The organism is Enterobacter sp. C3_dUdeg (assembly GCF_057536195.1).
On sequence record NZ_BAAKFX010000003.1, the window covers coordinates 1 to 21,192 of the forward strand.

Below are 21,192 nucleotides of genomic sequence, written 5' to 3' on the forward strand. Positions count from 1 at the left end.
CCTTCCTCCCCGCTGAAAGTACTTTACAACCCGAAGGCCTTCTTCATACACGCGGCATGGCTGCATCAGGCTTGCGCCCATTGTGCAATATTCCCCACTGCTGCCTCCCGTAGGAGTCTGGACCGTGTCTCAGTTCCAGTGTGGCTGGTCATCCTCTCAGACCAGCTAGGGATCGTCGCCTAGGTGAGCCATTACCCCACCTACTAGCTAATCCCATCTGGGCACATCTGATGGCAAGAGGCCCGAAGGTCCCCCTCTTTGGTCTTGCGACGTTATGCGGTATTAGCTACCGTTTCCAGTAGTTATCCCCCTCCATCAGGCAGTTTCCCAGACATTACTCACCCGTCCGCCGCTCGTCACCCGAGAGCAAGCTCTCTGTGCTACCGCTCGACTTGCATGTGTTAGGCCTGCCGCCAGCGTTCAATCTGAGCCATGATCAAACTCTTCAATTTAAGTTTGATGCTCGTGAATTAAACTTCGTAATGAATTACGTATGTTCACTCAGAGACTTGGTATTCATTTTTCGTCTTGCGACGTTAAGAATCCATGTCACTTTGAGTGCCCACACAGATTGTCTGATAAATTGTTAAAGAGCAGTGCAACGCGGCTTTCGCTCACTGTTGCGAGGTGGCGTATATTACGCTTTCCTCTTTCAGAGTCAACCCGTTATTTCAGGATTTTTCTCTTCAACCGAACCGGCTGTTGTGTGAAGTGATTCACATCCGCCGTGTCGATGGAGGCGCATTATAGGGGGCCGCCGAGGAATGACAAGCGGAAAAATGCATTTTTATTTCAACCGCTCATCTTTTCACCAAAAAGGCTATTTTTGGTGCTTTTTAATCTCTTTTGGCAGATCGGCCAGACTATTAATCACCCAATCCGCTGCATTTTCTGCTTCTGGCGTCACTGGCTTACCGGTGCGAACTAATATTTTGGTTCCTACACCCGCTGCGGCGGCTGCCTGCATATCTTCCAGTTTATCGCCCACCATATAAGAAGCAGACATATCAATGTGCAGGAACTCCTGTGCAGAGATGAACATCCCGGGATGCGGCTTACGGCAGTCACAGGTCTGACGATACGCTTCAACGGTTCCCTGCGGGTGGTGCGGACAATAGTAGATGCCGTCGAGATCCACACCGCGGTCGGCTAGCGACCAGTCCATCCATTCCGTCAGCGTCTCGAACTGCGCCTCGGTGAATTTACCGCGTGCAATACCGGACTGGTTCGTCACAACCACCAGCGCATAACCCATCTCTTTCAGCTGGCGCATGGCATCTATTACGCCCTCGATAAACTCGAACTCATCAATCTCATGAACATAACCGTGATCCACATTAATAGTGCCATCACGATCGAGAAAAATTGCGGGTACTGATTTTGCCACCGGTTTGCTCCTGAAAAAGGCATGTTCGACTAGTATCTCATGAATCGCAGCGCAATAAAGTGCTCATCGTACAGAGTTGGATTGATTTAGACGTCTGGATGCCTTAACATCCGTTTTGTTTACGGTCATCACCCGTATCTGGCAGAAGAAAATGCCACGGCTAACTTACATACGATAAAAATAATCTAATGATTAAACTTTCCAATATCACCAAAGTGTTCCAGCAGGGGAACCGAACCATTCAGGCGCTGAACAACGTCAGCCTGCATGTTCCTGCTGGTCAAATTTATGGCGTCATTGGCGCATCGGGTGCAGGTAAAAGCACGCTGATTCGTTGTGTTAACCTGCTTGAGCGCCCAACCCAGGGCAGCGTAGAAGTTGGCGGCCAGGAACTTACCGCCCTTTCAGAGAAAGAACTCACCAAAGCGCGTCGTCAGATTGGCATGATCTTCCAGCACTTTAACCTGCTGGCTTCCCGCACCGTATTCGGCAACGTTGCCCTGCCGCTTGAGCTGGATAACACGCCAAAAGAAGAAGTGAAGCGTCGCGTCACCGAACTGCTCGATCTCGTGGGTCTGGGCGACAAGCATGATAGCTACCCGGCAAATCTGTCCGGTGGGCAAAAGCAGCGTGTGGCCATTGCCCGCGCGCTGGCAAGTAATCCTAAGGTACTGCTGTGTGATGAAGCCACCAGCGCACTGGATCCGGCAACCACGCGTTCGATTCTGGAACTGCTGAAAGACATTAACCGTCGCCTGGGCCTGACGATCCTCCTTATTACGCATGAGATGGACGTGGTGAAACGCATCTGCGACTGCGTGGCGGTCATCAGCAACGGTGAACTGATCGAGCAGGACACGGTAAGTGAAGTGTTCTCGCATCCGAAGACGCCGCTGGCACAGCAGTTCATCCAGTCCACGCTGCATCTGGATATTCCGGAAGATTATCTGGAGCGTTTGAAAACCGAACCCGCAGCAGACAGCGTCCCGATGCTGCGCATGGAGTTCACCGGTCAGTCCGTTGACGCTCCCCTGCTTTCCGAAACCGCGCGTCGCTTTAACGTGAACAACAACATCATCAGCGCGCAGATGGATTACGCCGGTGGCGTGAAGTTCGGCATCATGTTGACAGAAATGCACGGCACACAAGAAGAAACCCAGGCCGCGATTGCCTGGCTGCAAGAACACCATGTAAAAGTAGAGGTACTGGGTTATGTCTGAGCCGATGATGTGGCTGCTGGTTCGCGGCGTTTGGGAAACGCTGGCAATGACCTTTGTTTCTGGCTTCTTTGGTTTTGTGATTGGCCTGCCGGTCGGCGTATTGCTGTACGTGACGCGTCCGGGTCAAATCATTGAGAACGCGAAGCTGTACCGTACGCTCTCTGCGCTGGTGAACATCTTCCGTTCTATTCCCTTCATTATTCTGCTGGTGTGGATGATTCCGTTTACCCGCGTGATCGTCGGAACGTCTATCGGTCTGCAGGCGGCCATTGTTCCGCTAACCGTGGGGGCTGCGCCGTTTATCGCCCGTATGGTGGAAAACGCCCTGCTGGAGATCCCAACCGGTTTGATCGAAGCCTCACGCGCGATGGGCGCAACGCCGATGCAGATCGTCCGCAAAGTCCTGCTCCCGGAAGCACTGCCAGGCCTGGTGAACGCGGCAACCATCACGCTCATCACGCTGGTCGGTTATTCCGCAATGGGTGGCGCAGTTGGCGCTGGCGGTTTAGGCCAGATTGGTTACCAGTACGGCTATATTGGATATAACGCTACCGTGATGAATACCGTTCTGGTATTGCTGGTTGTTCTGGTTTATTTAATCCAGTTCTCCGGCGATCGCATCGTCCGGACCGTTACTCACAAATAACGTTACACACAACACAAACTCTACGAGTTAAGGATAAAACATGGCGTTTAAATTAAAGACCTTTGCAGCAGTAGGCGCGCTGATCGGCTCTCTGGCACTGGTGGGTTGCGGTCAGGACGAAAAAGATCCAAACCACATCAAAGTGGGCGTTATCGTGGGTGCAGAACAACAGGTTGCTGAAGTTGCTCAGAAAGTGGCGAAAGAGAAGTATGGCCTGGACGTTGAGCTGGTGACCTTCAACGATTACGTTCTGCCGAACGAAGCGCTGAGCAAAGGCGATATCGACGCTAACGCCTTCCAGCATAAGCCATACCTGGATCAGCAGATCAAAGATCGTGGCTATAAACTGGTGGGTGTTGGTAACACCTTCGTTTATCCAATTGCCGGTTACTCTAAGAAAATTAAATCGCTGGACGAGCTGCAGCCGGGTTCTCAGGTTGCCGTGCCTAACGACCCAACCAACCTTGGCCGTTCCCTGCTGCTGCTGCAGAAAGTGGGCCTGATCAAACTGAAAGACGGTGTTGGCCTGCTGCCAACCGTTCTGGATGTCACCGAGAACCCGAAAAATCTGAAAATTGTTGAACTGGAAGCACCGCAGCTGCCACGTTCTTTGGACGATGCGCAGATTGCCCTGGCCGTGATCAACACCACCTATGCCAGCCAGATTGGCCTGACGCCAGCTAAAGACGGTATCTTCGTTGAAGATAAAGACTCCCCGTACGTTAACCTGATCGTGACTCGCGAAGACAACAAGGACGCGGAAAACGTGAAGAAATTCGTTCAGGCTTATCAGTCTGATGAAGTTTACCAGGAAGCCAACAAAGTGTTTAACGGCGGCGCTGTTAAAGGCTGGTAATCTCACCTCAGTGTAATATCATCAGGACGGGCTTATGCCCGTCTTGTCATTTGTGCAGTCAACTGATTCAATATCTGACGTTTTGATTATCCATTGAGGAACTATTATGCGTGCTTTACCGATCTGTCTTTTAGCACTCATGCTGAGCGGCTGTTCTATGCTAAGCAGATCTCCCGTTGAACCTGTTCAAAGCACGGCAACCCCGCCAAAAACCGAGCCTGCAAAACCGAAAGTGGTTCGCCCTGCGCCGGTTCGCATTATCACGAAAGCAGACGAACTCGTCGGTAAACCGTTCCGTGAACTGGGCGAAGTGAGCGGCGAATCCTGTCAGGCAACCAATCAGGACTCACCACCGAATATTCCGACAGCGCGTAAACGTATGCAGATTAATGCCGCAAAAATGAAAGCCAACGCGGTTCTGCTGCACAGCTGCGAAGTCACCAGCGGCACGCCGGGCTGCTACCGTCAGGCGGTTTGCATCGGTTCAGCGCTGAACATCACGGCGAAATGAGTGCATTTCAGTTCGAGCAGATAGGCGTTATCCACTCTCCTTATAAAGAGAAGTTCGCCGTCCCCCGCCAGCCCGGTCTTGTGACCAGCGGAAGCGGTGAGCTTCACCTGATTGCGCCTTACAATCAGGCCGATGCGGTACGCGGGCTCGAGGCTTTCAGCCATTTATGGGTGGTGTTCGTGTTTCACCAGACGATGGAAGGCGGCTGGCGTCCTACCGTGCGCCCTCCTCGTCTTGGCGGAAATGCGAGAATGGGCGTGTTTGCAACTCGCTCGACCTTCCGCCCAAACCCGGTTGGCATGTCGCTGGTTGAACTGAAAGGCATACGCTGCCAGAAAGATCGGGTGATACTTGAGTTAGGTAGCCTGGACCTGGTAGACGGCACGCCGGTAATCGACATCAAACCCTATCTGCCCTTCGCCGAAGCCCTCCCGGACGCGCGTGCAAGTTATGCTCAGGACGCGCCGCAGGCGGACATGCCTGTTTATTTTACGCCAGAGATAACCGCGCAGATCGGCCAGCTGGAGAAACGCTATCCTCGCTTACGGGATTTCATCACTGAAGTTCTGGCACAGGACCCGCGTCCGGCCTACCGTAAAGAAGAGGAAGAAGGAAAAACGTACGCCGTCTGGCTGCTCGATTTCAACGTTCGCTGGCGCGTCACCGGGGCAGGTTTTGAAGTGTTTGCCCTTGAACCCAGGTAATTTTGTTCTCCTCTCTTTTGGCATCTTTGCCACACTGGTAAACTAAACCACTTTTTTTGTGTCAGGCTGGTGTTTCAGCCTGTTCCAATCGTCGAAATGGAACCGTAACAACATGCGTACTAGCCAATATCTGCTCTCCACTCTGAAGGAGACGCCTGCCGACGCCGAAGTGATCAGCCATCAGCTGATGCTGCGCGCCGGGATGATCCGCAAGCTGGCCTCCGGGTTATACACCTGGCTGCCGACCGGCGTGCGCGTCCTGAAAAAAGTCGAAAACATCGTGCGTGAAGAGATGAACAACGCCGGTGCTATCGAGGTGTCCATGCCTGTGGTTCAGCCCGCTGACCTGTGGCAGGAGAGCGGCCGTTGGGAGCAATATGGTCCTGAACTGCTGCGCTTTGTCGATCGCGGCGAGCGTCCGTTCGTTCTCGGCCCAACGCATGAAGAAGTCATTACCGACCTGATTCGTAATGAGCTGAGCTCTTACAAACAGCTGCCGCTGAACTTCTTCCAGATCCAGACCAAGTTCCGTGACGAAGTTCGCCCGCGTTTCGGCGTTATGCGCTCTCGCGAATTCCTGATGAAAGATGCTTACTCTTTCCATACCTCTCAGGAATCACTGCAAGAGACCTACGACGCAATGTACGCGGCGTACAGCAAAATCTTCTCCCGCATGGGTCTGGATTTCCGTGCTGTGCAGGCTGATACCGGCTCCATCGGCGGTAGCGCATCCCATGAGTTCCAGGTCCTGGCGCAGAGCGGTGAAGACGATGTGATCTTCTCTGACTCTTCAGATTACGCGGCGAATATCGAATTTGCAGAAGCGCTGGCGCCAAAAGAACCACGCGGGGCGGCAACGCAAGAGATGACGCTGGTTGATACGCCAAACGCTAAAACCATTGCCGAGCTGGTTGAGCAGTTCAATCTGCCTGTCGAAAAAACCGTGAAAACGCTGCTGGTGAAATCCACCGAAGGCAGCGCTTACCCGCTGGTTGCCCTGCTGGTGCGTGGCGATCACGAGCTGAACGAAGTGAAAGCCGAGAAGCTGCCGCAGGTAGCCAGCCCGCTGACCTTCGCAACGGAAGCGGAAATCCGCGCCGTGGTGAATGCGGGTCCAGGTTCACTGGGTCCAGTCAATCTACCGGTGCCTGTTGTCATTGACCGCACGGTTGCGGCAATGAGCGACTTCTCCGCAGGTGCGAACATCGACGGTAAACATTACTTTGGCATCAACTGGGATCGCGACGTGGCGACGCCGGAAGTGGCTGACATCCGTAACGTGGTTGCAGGCGATCCAAGCCCGGACGGCCAGGGTACCCTGATGATTAAGCGCGGCATCGAAGTGGGTCATATCTTCCAGCTGGGTGATAAATACTCTCGCGCGCTGAACGCGGCCGTTCAGGGTGAAGATGGCCGTAACCAGATCCTGACCATGGGTTGCTACGGTATCGGGGTGACGCGCGTGGTGGCTGCGGCGATTGAGCAGAACTACGACGAACGCGGCATCGTCTGGCCGGACAATATTGCGCCGTTCCAGGTGGCCATTCTGCCAATGAACATGCACAAGTCTTACCGCGTGCAGGAGCTGACCGAGAAGCTGTATGCCGAGCTGCGCGCTCAGGGTATCGAAGTGCTGATGGATGACCGTAAAGAGCGTCCGGGCGTGATGTTTGCCGATATGGAACTGATCGGTATCCCGCACACCGTCGTCATCGGCGACCGTAACCTCGACAGCGATGAGATTGAATACAAATACCGTCGCAGCGGCGAAAAACAGATGATCAAGACCGGCGACATTCTTGATTACCTGGTGAAAGCCATCAAAGGCTAAACAAAAAACCCCGCTCAGGCGGGGTTTTTTAATGACTCAGCGTCAGCTTATTTACTGTTACAGTCTTTACCCGCAACAAACTTCGCGTCTTTATCTGCCACCAGCGTTTTCACCATCTCCCCGCTATCCGGGTTTGGCTCCAGCGTAAAGTGACCGTCAACCGTCAGCAATACCGGCTTGCTGTCATTGCCGCGTGCCACAGCGTAATCACGTTCAAGCTGCGCATTGTTTGCCACGCTGACCTTCCTGCCGGTTGCGCAGTCGGTAAAGATCGCCGCATCCGCCATATAGAAGTACATCCCCCGCATTGCCATCGGCGTGGCAGGCAGAGCCGCTTTTACCGGCGCAAGCGTGTAGTTGAACTGGGATTCAATCGGGTTGCCTTCGCGGTCGAGCATCTCCATCCCCTCACCTTTGGCGCGGAAAAAGGTTTTCTCACCGGAGGTATCCGTCAGGACCAGCTTCTCTGCCGTACGCGCCCAGGTGCCATAAGTGGCAAAAGAAGAAGGCTCTTTAGCGCCCTGATAGCGCTGATTCATCACCCAGGTGCCGTCTTTTTGCAGGAACAGAGACGTTTCAATGCCTTCGCAGTCCGCGCAAGGCAATACGCCGCGCCAGCTTTGCTGCATCGGTTTTAATTCTTCCGTTTGCGTGGGTTGTAAAACCTGCGTTTCGGAGCGGTTGTTACACCCAAAAAGCGCAAACAGCGTACTCACTGCCAGCGCTGAACATAATGCTTTTTTCACAATGAATTCCTTATGAAAAGTGTGTTCCCTTTCGTCACTCTGTCGGGCGACGAACTTTACCGCGTAGTGCTTTCACTGTGGATTTTTGGGCCTTCGAGGACAACCGACGCTCTTTCGATGCGCGGGTCGGCCGCGTTGCCCGGCGGCTTTTTTGTACTGCCGTTAGCTCTTTGATGACCGCCACCAGCCTGGCTACCGCCGCTTCCCGGTTGAGCTCCTGGCTGCGGTACTCCTGGGCTTTGATCACAATCACGCCATCGCTGGTGATCAGGTGATGGCTGGCGGCAAGCAGGCTTTCTTTATAATACTCTGGCAGGCTTGAGGCCCGAATGTCAAAACGCAAATGGATAGCCGTCGACGCCTTGTTGACGTGCTGCCCGCCTGCTCCCTGCGCACGGATGGCGGTGATCTCCAGCTCGCTGTCAGGAATGCTGACGTTTCGGGACAAGACGATCATGACGCGGGTTGCCACGCTGCTAAATGAATTTCCAGATTATTCTGAGAATCAGAGAGCCAGATGGCGCCATCCTGAATCGTCGCCTGCAAAACCATGGTCCGGCTGGCAAATTCGCTCAACTGCGCCAGCTGCTCATCATCCAGATACCAGACCGTGAGATTTTTAAACTGTCCGCACTTGCTCTTGTTTTGCTGCCACCAGATCTCCGCAGCGCGCTGATTATACGCGAATAAGGCCACTTCAGCGGACTGGGTGCAGGCCTTCTTAATTCTGCGCTCGTCAGGCAGGCCGAGTTCGATCCACAAATCGATACCCAGATGATCGTTGCGCAGCCAGGCTTCAGGCTCGTCTTCTGCGCTTAACCCACGGGAAAACTGCAGACGCTCGTCGGCATACTTAATCCACGCCAGCAGGCGCAGCATCATGCGCTCCTGAGTTTCGGAGGGGTGGCGTGCCAGCGTAAGCGACGCATCGAGGAACTGGTTGCGATCCAGATCGGCCACATTGACCACAGCTTTATAAATTGTCGCTTTCAGCGCCATGAGAGAACTCCATTCGAATCAGGCGCACATTGTAGCGAAAACCGCGGCAAAAGGCTGTTACAGGGTGTTAAATACACCGCTATCAAGGCCCTGATATTGCTTAAATGAGTATGGTATAGTCACCTTGCTAAACCGAGTTTATCTTCGTAGGCTTAATGATATCTCACAGTAAGTCAGTGCGCTGGCGGGAGGGGATGTGAATAATTATTGTGAGTTAATTCGCAAACGGTATGCGGAAATCGCCAGCGGAGATCTGGGGTATGTCCCGGACGCGTTGGGCTGTGTATTGAAGGTGCTTAATGAAGTGGCCTCTGATGAGAGCCTTTCAGAGTCGGTCAGGGAAAAAGCAGCGTATGCTGCGGCGAATTTACTGGTGAGCGATTATGTCGATGAATGATACTTATCAACCCATCAATTGTGATGACTATGACAACCTCGAACTCGCCTGCCAGCATCATTTATTACTGACGCTGGAGCTAAAAGATGGCGAAGTGTTGAAGGCGAAAGCCAGCGATCTGGTTTCACGAAAGAATGTGGAATACCTGATAGTGGAAGACGCAGGTGCGACGCGTGAGCTGCGTCTGGACAAAATAGCCAGCTTCAGCCACCCGCAAATCGGCACCGTCGTGGTGAGCGAATCCTGATGACACTAACGGGCAGCCTGGCTGCCCGTTACGCTTTCTGCCACTCAAAACGAACGCCCTTTTCTGACCACCCCTCTTCCGTGATGAACACCCCTGCCGCAGCGATAAGCGTTTCACCGTAGAACAGTAGCGGCATGGTGTCGCGCAGCCACGGCGGCACGTTACACTCCTGCCATATTTTCTTCAGCTTTCGTCCCCCGTTGCGCCCGACGATATGCAGCATGCCGCCAGCCTTAAAGCGCACGGTGACAGGTTCATCGGGCTTAGGCAGCCGCACATGACCAGACGACAGAAGAGAAACGCGTCCTGCCTCACAGGGCAATATCAGCGGCGCGTCAGGAGAAAGCCAGTCGAGCACCACATCGGTCAGTGAGGGCATGGATTTTATCCACCAGAGCTCCCCTTTATAACGTCTAACCTCAAAACCGTTCAGGTGGACGCACGGAGAAGCATCATCCCGCGCCAGTGCGACTTCGTCCCAGATACGGCTCAGCATTGTCCTCGACGGCATCGCGGCGCGATGAAAGGCCAGCCAGCGCCGTAACAGCGCGGCGCGACGTACCGGGCTCATCGCTTTCATCGGTGCGATCGCCAACGCCCCGTCGGCAGAAATGAGTGCAGCCAGCTCGTCGCTCAACAGTTCATCCAGCAACGATTCCTGTTCGGCGCACAGCATGGCGCTTCTTGCCGTCGCGTCGGCGAAATGCGGCCAGCGCTCGCCTAAAAGCGGGAGGACGCGCAGACGCAGGAAGTTACGGTCATAGCCGTCATCCTGGTTACTCTCATCTTCGATCCAGTTCAGCTGATGTTCTCGCGCCCACTTTTCCAGCGAGGCACGCGTCTCGCCAAGCAGCGGACGCAGTAACGTTGTGCCGGCAAATTCAGAACGCGCCGGCATGGCAGAAAGTCCCGCCGGCCCGCTGCCCCGCTTAAGCGCCAGCAGAAAGGTTTCACACTGATCGTCCAGATGCTGGGCCGTGACCAGCGCTTCTCCAGCACGTAATGCCCCGGCAAACGCGGCATAGCGGGCTTTCCGCGCCTGCGCCTCGATGCCCAGCCCTTCCTCCGCAAGCGTCACTCGCTCAACGATGAGCGGGATCGCCCAGGCCACACATAAGGCTTCGCAGTGCGCCACCCACGCCTCTGCGTGAGGACTTAATCCGTGGTGAATATGCATCGCCCGAAGCTGGACGTCAGGTTCCCGATCGCGCCAAAGCTTTAGACGATGCAGCAACACGGTAGAATCCAGGCCACCGCTAAACCCCACCAGCAGCTGGCGGTACGGTGAAACGGCTTGTGCGATAGCGGGTAAGGTCATAGGAGATTACACATAAAAAATGCCCGAACTGAGCGGGCATTATCACACAGGACCACCATTACTGCTGATAAAGCTCCAGCGGCAGGCCGTCCGGATCGTTGAAAAAAGTAAAGCGCTTGTCGGTGAACGGATCGACGCGTATCGCTTCGCACGTCACGCCGTGCGCTTCCAGATGCTTAACTGCGCTATCCAGGTCATCGACGCTGAAGGCAAGATGACGCAGGCCGCAGGCTTCCGGGCGGGACGGACGCGCAGGGGGAAAAGGAAAAGAGAACAGCTCAATCACATATTGCCCGTTTAACGCCAGGTCGCCCTTCCAGGAGTCGCGCTCCTCGCGGTAGGCCTCGCTCATGAGCGTAAAGCCCAGGATGTCGCAGTAGAAGGCCTTACTTTTCGCGTAGTCGGTCGCAATGATCGCAATATGATGAACCTGTTTTAAACCCAGCATAGCTTCTCCTTTTTATGATGCCTGAACGTTACAACCGAAAACCCGCGCCTGGCAAGCGGTCACCCTTATTTTAGGACTCGCACCCAGTAAACGCCGCTCTCGTCGCGCTTCGCACCGTGTATATCCGTCTCAAAACCGGGATAGTGCCGCCCTACCGAACAGAGCATCAGCAGGAAATCAAGCACCGCCCGACTCTCTTCGGTAATCATCTCTCCCGGCATCAGGAGCGGAACGCCCGGCGGGTAAGGCAGGATCATGTTAGCCGATACGCGGCCGACCAGGTTTTCCAGCTCGACGGTTTCGACCTCCCCTTTCACCTGGCGCTGCCATGCTTTGTGCGGGGTAAACTTCATCTCCGGTAAGACATCGAACGCCTGAAGCATCAGACGCGGCAGATCGTGCTGACGGATCAGCCTGTGGATCCCCTGGGCCAGATCCTGAATGCGCATATTTCGATAGAAGTCGGGATCCTCCGCGTAGAGATCCGGCAGCATGTTCTTCACCCGCAGGTTGAGATCGTAGGCCCGCTTAAACTCCATCAGGCCGCGCAACAACCCCATCGCCCGGGTTTTGTCGATCCCGATGCTGAACAGGAACAGCAGGTTATAGGGACCGGTTTTTTCCACCACCACGCCACGTTCATCAAGGAATTTCGCGACCAGCGCGGCCGGAATACCTTCATCGCTCATCTTGCCCTGTTCATCCATGCCCGGCGTCAGGATCGTCACTTTTACCGGGTCGAGGAACATATGGTCGCTATCGGCATCCCGGAAGCCATGCCAGCCTTCGCCGGGCGAGACGGGCCAGCATTCTGCTTCATCAATCTCTTCCGGCTGCCAGATATCAAAGAACCAGCCGTCGGCTTCGTCTTTCAGCCGCTGCACCTCTTTACGGAAATGCAGCGCGCGTTCCACCGAACGATTGATGAGACGCTTACCGGGATTGCCGCGCAGCATCGCCGCGGCCGTTTCAATAGAGGCCACCAGCGGGTAGCTCGGCGAGGTGGTGGTGTGCATCATAAAGGCTTCGTTGAACGTGTCTTCGTCGTACTCGCCTTTGATGTGAATAAGCGAAGCCTGGGAAAACGCCGCCAGCATTTTATGCGTCGACTGCGTTTCGAAGAACACTTTCCCCGGCACCCGTTCACCGCTCATGCCGCTTTTGCCTGCGTAAATCGGATGGAAATTAGTGTAAGGCACCCATGCGGAATCGAAGTGGATCGACGGCACGTCCAGCGTCTGTTTGATCCAGTTCGTGTTGTACAGCAAACCGTCGTAGGTGGAGTTGGTGATGACCGCATGGACAGGCCAGCTTGCGCCAGAAATTGCCGCGACCTTACTTTCGATGGCTTCGTGGGTGAACTCCCGGCGCGGAATGCCGCCAAGAATACCGAGCGCGTTACGCGTGGGCGACAGCCAGAGCGGTACGACGTCGCTCATCATCAGCAGGTGTGCCAGCGATTTATGGCAGTTACGGTCAATCAGCAAGGTGCTGCCAGCAGGCGCAGCGTACATCCCGACAATTTTGTTCGAGGTCGACGTGCCGTTGGTCACCATATAGCTCTGCTCGGCGCCAAAGGTGCGGGCGATATACTCTTCGGCTTCAAGATGCGGGCCGGTGTGATCCAGCAGAGAGCCTAGTTCGGTGACTGAAATAGACACGTCCGCTTTCAGCGTGTTGCCACCGAAGAAATCATAGAACAGGCAGCCCACCGGGCTTTTTTGATAGGCCGTTCCCGCCATATGACCAGGCGTACAGAAGGTATATTTGCCCTCCTTCACGTAGGTGAAGAGCGCGCGGGTAAAGGGGGGTGTGATGTTATCGAGATATTCATTCGTGTATTGCTGAATGCGGGTCGCAATATCTTCCGCAACGCCGAGGGAATATTCAAAGAACCACAGCGCCATACGCATATCATTGGCGCTGACGTCCATGGTTGAGTGAGTATTAATAAACGCGTACAGCGGGAGGTATTCGTTCAGCTTGTTGATATCGCTGCACAGTTCGAGATCGTATTCGTCCCAGTCGAAGATCACGCCGCAGATACGCGGGTTATGCTCGATGAACTTCAGCAGATCGGCGCTGTTGTGCGGCCAGATTAGCTGATACCCGCGCGACTGCAGGGATTGCTCCAGCTCCTTAATCGGCTCATCTTTATAAAAGACGCCGTGTGGCCCCATAATGGCAATGATATTCATGGGCTTCCTCCTTAAAAAACATTAGCTAAGCATAGTCCGGCTAAACCGCAGGTATAAAAAAAGCCGCAACATTGTGCGGCTTTTCAGATAATTGTGAAGCTTACGCGTAACCGTAGGTCATCAGACGCTGGTAGCGGCGGTTGAGCAGATCGTCTTTGCTCAGCACGTCCAGATCTGCCAGGTCAGCCAGCAGCTGCGCTTTCAGAGAAGCCGCCATTACTTCCGGCTTACGATGCGCACCACCCAGCGGTTCCGGGATGATGGAGTCGATCAGCTTCAGCTCTTTCAGGCGTGGCGCAATGATGCCCATTGCTTCTGCAGCCAGCGGCGCTTTGTCGGCGCTTTTCCACAGAATGGACGCACAGCCTTCCGGGGAGATAACGGAATAGGTGCTGTACTGCAGCATATTCACTTTATCGCCCACGCCAATCGCCAGCGCACCGCCGGAACCACCCTCACCGATAACGGTACAGATGACCGGCACCTTCAGACGAGACATCTCGCGCAGGTTGCGCGCGATAGCTTCAGACTGACCGCGCTCTTCCGCGCCCACGCCAGGGTATGCACCCGGGGTGTCGATGAAGGTGATGATTGGCATGTTGAAACGCTCAGCCATCTCCATCAGACGCAGGGCTTTACGGTAGCCTTCTGGTGCTGGCATACCGAAATTACGACGGATTTTCTCTTTGGTTTCACGACCTTTCTGATGACCAATGATCATCACCGGGCGTCCGTCCAGACGCGCGATACCACCAACGATAGCTTTATCGTCAGCGTATGCGCGATCGCCTGCCAGTTCGTCAAATTCGTCAAACGCCAGGCGGACATAATCCAGGGTGTACGGACGCTGTGGATGGCGAGCCAGCTGGGCCACCTGCCATGCGCCGAGATCGGCAAAGATTTTGCGCGTCAGCTCTACGCTTTTCTCGCGCAGACGATGCACTTCTTCGTCGATGTTAATATCCAGTTTTTCATCCTGACGGCTTACCGCTGTCAGAGAATCGATTTTCGCTTCCAGCTCAGCAATCGGCTGTTCGAAATCAAGGAAATTCAGACTCATAGTATTCCTGTATTAGTCAAACTCCAGTTCCACCTGCTCCGAACCAATGAGGCCACGGAGATCGTTCAGTAAACGATCGCTCGGAGAGACACGCCACGTTGCACCAAAGCGCAACCGCGCACGTGCATCCGCCCTCTGATAGTAGAGATGTACTGGAATTGTCCCCGAGCGGTGGGGTTCCAGAGACTGACGGAGTCGGTTTAAAAGCTGGTCATCAATTTGCCTGTCCGTCAGCGAGATAGCAAGCCCGCGAGCATATTTTTCCCGGGCTTCGTCAATGTCCATCACTTCGCGGGCGGTCATTTTAAGCCCCCCACTGAAGTCATCAAAGCTGACCTGTCCGCTGACGATAAGTATGCGGTCTTTTTCCAGCAATTGCTGGTATTTATCCAGCGCGTCGGTGAACAACATCACCTCCAGACGCCCAGAACGGTCATCCAACGTACAGATGCCGATACGATTGCCGCGCTTGGTGACCATAACCCTTGCGGCAATCACGAGCCCCGCAGCCGTGGTGATTTTACCACGTTCTGTCGGATGCATGTCTTTAAGCCTGTGGCCGCCGACATAGCGCTCAATTTCTTTGATGTACTGGTTGATCGGGTGCCCCGTCAGGTACAAGCCTAACGTCTCACGCTCCCCATCCAATACCACCTGTTCTGGCCACGGCTGGCAGTTGGAATAAGATTGCTCGATCTGCTCTGGCTCTTCCGCCAGCACCCCGAACATATCCGCCTGACCAATGGCTTCCGCTTTTGCGTGCTGATCCGCCGCTTTCAGGGCGTCGCCGAGGGAATTCATCAGCGCGGCGCGGTGCGGCCCCAGCCTGTCAAACGCGCCGGACATGATCAGTTTTTCCAGCACGCGACGGTTCAGTTTTTTGGTATCGGTACGGGCGCAAAGATCGAACAGCTCGCGGAAATACCCGCCGTTGTTACGCGCTTCGATGATCGCCTCGATCGGACCTTCGCCCACGCCTTTGATCGCGCCGATCCCGTAAACGATCTCTCCATCGTCGTTGACGTGGAAGTGGTAGAGCCCTGAGTTAATATCCGGCGGCAGGATCTTAAGCCCCATGCGCCAGCACTCGTCCACCAGGCCAACCACCTTCTCGGTGTTGTCCATATCGGCCGTCATTACCGCCGCCATAAATTCTGCAGGATAGTGCGCTTTCAGCCACAGCGTTTGATACGACACCAAAGCATAGGCGGCGGAGTGAGATTTGTTAAATCCGTACCCGGCGAATTTCTCCACCAGGTCGAAGATTTTCATCGCCAGCTCGCCGTCAACGCCGTTTTTCTTCGCCCCGTCTTCAAAGATGGAGCGCTGCTTGGCCATCTCTTCCGGCTTTTTCTTACCCATCGCACGACGCAGCATGTCCGCGCCGCCGAGCGTATAGCCGGAAAGCACCTGAGCAATCTGCATGACCTGTTCCTGATACAGGATAATGCCGTAGGTTGGCTCCAGCACCGGCTTCAGGCTTTCATGCTGCCACTGAACGTCCGGGTAAGAAATCTCTTCGCGACCGTGCTTACGGTCGATAAAGTTATCTACCATCCCTGACTGCAGTGGGCCCGGACGGAACAGGGCGACCAGTGCGATCATATCTTCGAAGCAGTCGGGCTGCAGGCGTTTAATCAGATCTTTCATGCCGCGGGATTCAAGCTGGAAGACGGCCGTCGTCTCCGAGCGCTGCAGCATGTCGAAACTTTTCTTGTCATCCAGCGGGATGGCGGCAATGTCTATCGGCTCAAGGCCCTGCTTTTCCCGGCGCGGGTTGATCATCTTCAGCGCCCAGTCGATGATCGTCAGCGTACGCAGGCCGAGGAAGTCAAACTTAACCAGCCCGGCGTATTCTACGTCGTTCTTATCAAACTGAGTAACCGGATGCTCACCCGCTTCATCGCAGTAGAGCGGCGCAAAATCAGTAATTTTGGTCGGGGCGATAACCACGCCCCCCGCATGCTTACCGGCGTTACGCGTGACGCCTTCCAGCTTGCGCGCCATGTCGATCAGCGCTTTCACTTCTTCGTCAGCTTCGTAGATTTCCGGCAGCTGAGGTTCGGCTTCAAACGCTTTTGCCAGCGTCATGCCCGGATCGGGCGGCACCAGCTTCGAAATACGATCGACAAACCCGTACGGGTGGCCCAGCACGCGGCCGACGTCGCGGATAACCGCTTTCGCCGCCATCGTACCGAACGTAATAATCTGCGATACCGCATCACGGCCGTACATATCGGCAACGTGCTCGATCACCTGGTCGCGTTTCTCCATGCAGAAGTCGACGTCAAAGTCGGGCATGGAGACACGTTCCGGGTTAAGGAAACGTTCGAACAGCAGGTCGAATTCCAGCGGATCGAGGTCGGTAATTTTAAGCGCATAGGCCACAAGCGATCCCGCACCGGAGCCACGTCCCGGTCCAACCGGTACGCCGTTATCCTTCGACCACTGGATAAACTCCATTACGATCAGGAAGTAGCCCGGGAAGCCCATCTGGTTGATTACCTGGAGTTCAATATCCAGGCGCTCATCGTACGGCGGCCGCTTCTCTTTGCGAACGGCCTCATCCGGGAACAGGAATTCCAGACGCTCTTCCAGACCTTCTTTTGATTTCACGACCAGGAAATCTTCCGTGGTCATGTCACCCGTCGGGAACTGCGGCAGGAAGTATTCACCGAGGCGGACGGTAACGTTACAGCGCCTGGCGATCTCTACGCTGTTTTCCAGCGCTTCGGGGATATCGGAGAAGAGTTCACACATCTCCTCCTCGCTGCGCATGTACTGTTGAGCGGAGTAATTACGCGGCCGTTTCGGATCGTCGAGCGTGAAGCCATCGTGGATCGCCACGCGAATTTCGTGAGCGTCAAAATCTCCCGGCTCGAGGAAGCGTACATCGTTTGTCGCGACGACGGGCAGCCCGCGTTCTTCCGCAAGTGCGACCGCCGCATGGAGATAGCTCTCTTCGTCCTGGCGACCGGTGCGGATCAACTCCAGATAATAACGATCCGGGAAATACTCCTCATAGAACGAGACGCATTGATCCACCAGCGCGCTATTGCCGCGCAGCAGGCATTTACCGACATCGCCCATACGGCCGCCAGAGATCAGCAGCAGCCCTTCGTTCAGCTCAGCCAGCCAGTCCCTGTCGATCCACGGGCCCAGCGCACCATATCCGCGCTGATAGGCTTTTGAGATAAGCAGAGTGAGGTTTTGATAGCCCGTGTTGTTCATCGCCAGCACGGAGATTTGCGTCATTTCATCGCCGACGAGATCGCTCTGGACATGAAAATCTGCGCCGACGATAGGCTTCATTCCCGCACCGTGCGCCGTTCCGTAGAACTTCACCAGGCCACACAGGTTGGTAAAATCGGTGATCGCCAGCGCGGGCATGCCAAGGGAGGCCGCCTTTTTTACCAGCGGCCCGGTCTTCGCCAGCCCATCGATCATGGAGTAGTCGCTATGCACCCGCAGGTGTACGAAACGTGGTTCAGCCATCTTCAGATTCCGCGTTACTTAATTGCTTGCGTATTGATTCAGGACACCCGTCCCAGCGCGCGTTTCACCGGGCCAAAACTGCGCCGGTGATGTTCGGTTGCGCCATGTTCAGCCAGCCTTTCCAGATGGAAAGGTGTGGGATAACCCTTATGCTGGGCGAAACCATATTGAGGATAAGTGAGGTCCAGCGCGGCCATTTCGGCGTCGCGCGTCACTTTGGCAATGATAGAAGCTGCGCTAATTTCTGCGACCCGACTATCGCCTTTGACGACCGCCATTGAAGGCATGGGCAATGCCGGACAGCGGTTGCCGTCAATCAGGACATATTCCGGGGAAATTTTCAGACCTGCTACCGCACGCTGCATCGCCAGCATCGTGGCATGCAAAATATTCAGCTCGTCTATTTCATGCGGTTCAGCGCGCCCCAGGCTCCAGGCCAGCGCCTTCTCCTGAATCTCACTGAACAGCGCCAGACGGCGTTTTTCAGACAATTTTTTTGAGTCGTTCAGCCCGATAATCGGGCGAGCCGGATCGAGGATCACCGCGGCAGTCACCACAGCCCCGACCAACGGGCCACGACCCACTTCGTCCACGCCCGCCACAAGGCGAGTGTGAGGATAAACAAATTCCATCATTTTGCTAACTCCAGCACCGCATCAGCCGCTTGCTCATCAGCATTACAGCGGATCAGTTGATGCAGTTCGCGGAAGGTATCGTGCATCTGGTGGCTGGTCTTGCCGTTGGCGAGCAGCGGCAGTAGTGCATCAGCAAGCGCCTGCGGCTGGCACTCATCCTGCAGCAGCTCTTTCACCAGCTCGCGCCCGGCAAGCAGGTTTGGCAGGGAGACATAATCCGTTTTAACCAGACGTTTTGCCAGCCAGAAAGTGAACGGCTTCATGCGATAACCGACCACCATCGGGCATTTCGCCAGCATGCATTCCAGAGCCGCCGTGCCGGAGGCCAGCAGCGCGGCATCGCTCGCATACATCGCTTCCCGCCCTTTCCCGTCCAGAAGACGGACGTGAAGATCCGGGGCGACTTCCGCTTTGATGCGCTCAAACTGCTCGCGGCGTTTGGCATTTACCAGCGGAACAACCACTTCAAGATCCGGATAGGTCTGGCGAAGAATTTGCGCTGTTTTGAGGAAATCGGCGCTCAGCATCTCAACTTCTGCACCACGGCTGCCTGGCAGCAGTGCCAGACAGTGCACATCGTGCGGGATGCCCAGCGCGTCGCGCGCCGCGTTTTTATCCGGATCCAATGGCATCGCATCCGCCATGGTATGACCGATAAAACGGCACGGAACATTAAATCTGTCGTAAAACGCTTTTTCGAAAGGCAGGAAAGCCAGCACCAGGTTGGTGGACCGTCCGATTTTGAAAACGCGTTTCTGTCGCCACGCCCAGACGGACGGACTGACGTAGTGAATCGTTTTGATACCCTGCTTTTTCAGATTCCCTTCGAGGGTAATGTTGAAATCAGGCGCATCGATACCGACAAACACATCGGGTTTGAGTTCGGTAAAACGGCGGGTGAGATCGGCGCGGATGTGCAGCAAACGGCGTAGCCGTCCCAGCACCTCAACGATGCCCATCACGGCGAGTTCTTCCATTTCATACCAGGCTTCACAGCCTTCGGCCTGCATCAGCGGGCCAGCAACGCCGATAAAGCGAGCATTGGGTACACGCGCCTTAAGCGCGCGGATGAGACCGGCACCAAGAATATCGCCGGAGGTTTCTCCGGCGACCAGGGCTATCGTAAGCGGACGACTGTCGACCATTAACGAATCAGACCCCTTGTTGAACGGTCAAAGAATTCCATGAACGCGTTCACTTCCGGGTACTTATTCGCCAGCTCGGCAATTTCCGGCTTCGCCTCTTCCAGCGTTTTACCGCTACGGTACAGCAGTTTGTACGCGTTGCGGATAGCAGTAATCGCTTCGCGGCTAAAACCACGACGCTTGAGGCCTTCGATGTTCACGCCAAACGGCGTGGCATGGTTGCCCTGCGCAATCACATACGGTGGGACGTCCTGCGCCACACCGGAGCATCCGCCAACCATCACGTGCGCACCAATGATGCAGAACTGATGGACTGCGGTCATGCCGCCAATAATTGCGAAGTCATCAACCGATACGTGTCCTGCCAGCGTTGCGTTGTTGGCAAGAATACAGCGGTCACCCACGGTACAGTCGTGCGCGATGTGCGCATTAACCATAAACAGGTTATCGCTGCCCACCTTCGTCAACCCACCACCCTGTACTGTTCCACGATGAATAGTGACGCTTTCGCGAATACGGTTACGATCGCCAATTTCCAGACGGGTCGACTCACCAGCATATTTCAGATCCTGGTTAACTTCGCCGATGGAAGCGAACTGATAGATCTCGTTATTGCAGCCAATGGTCGTGTGACCATTCACGACAACGTGAGATTTCAGTACTGTACCCTCACCAATTTCGACATGGGGTCCAACAATACAAAACGGGCCAATGTGGACGTTAGCGCCGATGATGGCACCGGTTTCCACAATAGCGGTAGGATGAATAAAGGCGGATTTATCAATCACGTATCAGGACTCCCGGCTACGAGCACACATCATCGTCGCTTCGCAAACAACTTTGCCGTCAACCAGCGCTACGCCTTTGAAGCGAGTCAGGCCACGACGCGTTTTTTCAAAAGTGACTTCCATGATCATCTGATCACCAGGCACGACAGGGCGCTTAAAGCGCGCTTCATCAATACCCGCGAAGTAATACAGCTCACCTGGCTCCAGTTTGCCAACGCTTTTAAACGCCAGAATACCGGTAGCCTGAGCCATCGCTTCCAGAATCAACACCCCCGGGAAGATAGGCTTACCAGGGAAGTGTCCCTGGAAAAACGGCTCGTTCACGGAAACATTTTTCACTGCGCGCAGAAAACGACCTTCTTCAAAATCCAGCACACGGTCTACCAGCAGAAACGGGTAGCGGTGCGGCAGAAGTTCTAAAATCTCTTCAATATGCAGAGTATGAGTGTCAGTAGTCAAAATACTCTTCCTGTCAAAATGTACTGATAACAATAATAACACGGCCTGCCGGTTTATTAGAAAGCCGACAGGCCGGGAAAAATAGCGTTCAACGGATGACGC

At 54.9% G+C, this 21,192-nt stretch carries 21 protein-coding genes and 1 rRNA gene; 8 read left to right on the top strand and 14 right to left on the bottom strand.

Annotation, left to right across the window (positions count from 1 at the left end):
• Both AC27FC_RS10055 and gmhB read right to left on the bottom strand, forming a co-directional pair.
• Positions 1-452 (bottom strand): 16S ribosomal RNA (locus tag AC27FC_RS10055); the annotation flags it as partial.
• A gap of 368 nt (positions 453-820) precedes the next feature.
• The gene (gmhB, locus tag AC27FC_RS10060; protein WP_029741186.1) at positions 821-1,387 is read right to left on the bottom strand and encodes a D-glycero-beta-D-manno-heptose 1,7-bisphosphate 7-phosphatase; all 567 of its coding nucleotides are present in this window, start codon (positions 1,385-1,387) and stop codon (positions 821-823) included.
• Between the two features lie 188 nt (positions 1,388-1,575).
• On the opposite strand from gmhB, the gene metN reads away from it, so the two are divergent.
• The 6 genes from metN (at position 1,576) to proS (ending at position 7,155) form a co-directional block, all read left to right on the top strand.
• On the top strand, positions 1,576-2,607 hold the full coding sequence (gene metN / locus AC27FC_RS10065; RefSeq protein ID WP_023310475.1) for a methionine ABC transporter ATP-binding protein MetN: 1,032 nt from the start codon (positions 1,576-1,578) through the stop codon (positions 2,605-2,607).
• On the top strand, positions 2,600-3,253 hold the full coding sequence (locus tag AC27FC_RS10070; protein ID WP_014168730.1) for a methionine ABC transporter permease MetI: 654 nt from the start codon (positions 2,600-2,602) through the stop codon (positions 3,251-3,253). The genes metN and AC27FC_RS10070 overlap by 8 nt, the downstream gene beginning before the upstream one ends.
• A 40-nt stretch (positions 3,254-3,293) precedes the next feature.
• Positions 3,294-4,109: a methionine ABC transporter substrate-binding lipoprotein MetQ gene (gene metQ, locus AC27FC_RS10075; protein ID WP_014168729.1), complete on the top strand. Its 816-nt coding sequence runs from the start codon at positions 3,294-3,296 to the stop codon at positions 4,107-4,109.
• A gap of 106 nt (positions 4,110-4,215) precedes the next feature.
• Complete coding sequence (rcsF, locus tag AC27FC_RS10080) at positions 4,216-4,620, top strand: Rcs stress response system protein RcsF (protein WP_008501883.1); 405 nt, start codon at positions 4,216-4,218, stop codon at positions 4,618-4,620.
• The gene (gene tsaA, locus AC27FC_RS10085; RefSeq protein WP_064673261.1) at positions 4,617-5,324 is read left to right on the top strand and encodes a tRNA (N6-threonylcarbamoyladenosine(37)-N6)-methyltransferase TrmO; all 708 of its coding nucleotides are present in this window, start codon (positions 4,617-4,619) and stop codon (positions 5,322-5,324) included. The genes rcsF and tsaA overlap by 4 nt, the downstream gene beginning before the upstream one ends.
• Positions 5,325-5,436: 112 nt before the next feature.
• The gene (proS, locus tag AC27FC_RS10090; protein WP_196354889.1) at positions 5,437-7,155 is read left to right on the top strand and encodes a proline--tRNA ligase; all 1,719 of its coding nucleotides are present in this window, start codon (positions 5,437-5,439) and stop codon (positions 7,153-7,155) included.
• Positions 7,156-7,202: 47 nt separating this feature from the next.
• On the opposite strand, the gene nlpE is transcribed toward proS, so the two are convergent.
• From nlpE to AC27FC_RS10105, 3 genes are read right to left on the bottom strand one after another with little or no spacing between them, the layout of a single operon-like run.
• Positions 7,203-7,901 (bottom strand): envelope stress response activation lipoprotein NlpE, encoded by a 699-nt coding sequence (nlpE, locus tag AC27FC_RS10095; protein WP_196354888.1) that lies wholly within the window; start codon positions 7,899-7,901, stop codon positions 7,203-7,205.
• Between the two features lie 34 nt (positions 7,902-7,935).
• The gene (gene arfB / locus AC27FC_RS10100) at positions 7,936-8,358 is read right to left on the bottom strand and encodes an alternative ribosome rescue aminoacyl-tRNA hydrolase ArfB (protein WP_048978981.1); all 423 of its coding nucleotides are present in this window, start codon (positions 8,356-8,358) and stop codon (positions 7,936-7,938) included.
• Entirely contained in the window at positions 8,355-8,900 is a 546-nt protein-coding gene (locus AC27FC_RS10105) for a YaeQ family protein (RefSeq protein ID WP_048974974.1), read from the bottom strand. Before AC27FC_RS10105 ends, arfB begins: the two co-directional genes overlap by 4 nt.
• A gap of 196 nt (positions 8,901-9,096) precedes the next feature.
• Here AC27FC_RS10105 and AC27FC_RS10110 point away from each other — a divergent pair, with 196 nt between their 5' ends.
• Positions 9,097-9,297 carry a YaeP family protein gene (locus AC27FC_RS10110; protein ID WP_008501889.1) on the top strand — a complete coding sequence of 67 codons (201 nt, stop codon included), beginning with the start codon at positions 9,097-9,099 and terminating at the stop codon, positions 9,295-9,297.
• Positions 9,284-9,544 (top strand): Rho-binding antiterminator, encoded by a 261-nt coding sequence (gene rof, locus AC27FC_RS10115; RefSeq protein WP_008501890.1) that lies wholly within the window; start codon positions 9,284-9,286, stop codon positions 9,542-9,544. Before AC27FC_RS10110 ends, rof begins: the two co-directional genes overlap by 14 nt.
• Positions 9,545-9,572: 28 nt before the next feature.
• Here rof and tilS read toward each other — a convergent pair whose 3' ends face one another.
• From tilS to fabZ, 9 genes are all read right to left on the bottom strand, one after another.
• Positions 9,573-10,862: a tRNA lysidine(34) synthetase TilS gene (tilS, locus tag AC27FC_RS10120; RefSeq protein WP_094934552.1), complete on the bottom strand. Its 1,290-nt coding sequence runs from the start codon at positions 10,860-10,862 to the stop codon at positions 9,573-9,575.
• A 58-nt stretch (positions 10,863-10,920) separates the two neighbouring features.
• Positions 10,921-11,310, bottom strand: coding sequence for a VOC family protein (locus AC27FC_RS10125; RefSeq protein WP_029741193.1), 390 nt, complete (start codon positions 11,308-11,310; stop codon positions 10,921-10,923).
• A 65-nt stretch (positions 11,311-11,375) separates the two neighbouring features.
• Positions 11,376-13,508: a lysine decarboxylase LdcC gene (locus tag AC27FC_RS10130; protein ID WP_196354887.1), complete on the bottom strand. Its 2,133-nt coding sequence runs from the start codon at positions 13,506-13,508 to the stop codon at positions 11,376-11,378.
• Between the two features lie 100 nt (positions 13,509-13,608).
• A complete protein-coding gene (accA, locus tag AC27FC_RS10135; RefSeq protein WP_023310466.1) occupies positions 13,609-14,568 on the bottom strand; it encodes an acetyl-CoA carboxylase carboxyl transferase subunit alpha in 960 nt (319 codons plus the stop codon).
• A 12-nt stretch (positions 14,569-14,580) separates the two neighbouring features.
• Positions 14,581-18,063 (bottom strand): DNA polymerase III subunit alpha, encoded by a 3,483-nt coding sequence (dnaE, locus tag AC27FC_RS10140; protein ID WP_033144674.1) that lies wholly within the window; start codon positions 18,061-18,063, stop codon positions 14,581-14,583.
• A gap of 38 nt (positions 18,064-18,101) precedes the next feature.
• Positions 18,102-18,698: a ribonuclease HII gene (rnhB, locus tag AC27FC_RS10145; protein WP_024907528.1), complete on the bottom strand. Its 597-nt coding sequence runs from the start codon at positions 18,696-18,698 to the stop codon at positions 18,102-18,104.
• The gene (lpxB, locus tag AC27FC_RS10150; protein WP_087823350.1) at positions 18,695-19,843 is read right to left on the bottom strand and encodes a lipid-A-disaccharide synthase; all 1,149 of its coding nucleotides are present in this window, start codon (positions 19,841-19,843) and stop codon (positions 18,695-18,697) included. Before lpxB ends, rnhB begins: the two co-directional genes overlap by 4 nt.
• Complete coding sequence (gene lpxA / locus AC27FC_RS10155) at positions 19,843-20,631, bottom strand: acyl-ACP--UDP-N-acetylglucosamine O-acyltransferase (protein ID WP_049005315.1); 789 nt, start codon at positions 20,629-20,631, stop codon at positions 19,843-19,845. Before lpxA ends, lpxB begins: the two co-directional genes overlap by 1 nt.
• A gap of 3 nt (positions 20,632-20,634) precedes the next feature.
• Positions 20,635-21,090: a 3-hydroxyacyl-ACP dehydratase FabZ gene (gene fabZ / locus AC27FC_RS10160; RefSeq protein WP_010426706.1), complete on the bottom strand. Its 456-nt coding sequence runs from the start codon at positions 21,088-21,090 to the stop codon at positions 20,635-20,637.
• Positions 21,091-21,192: the final 102 nt, after the last annotated feature.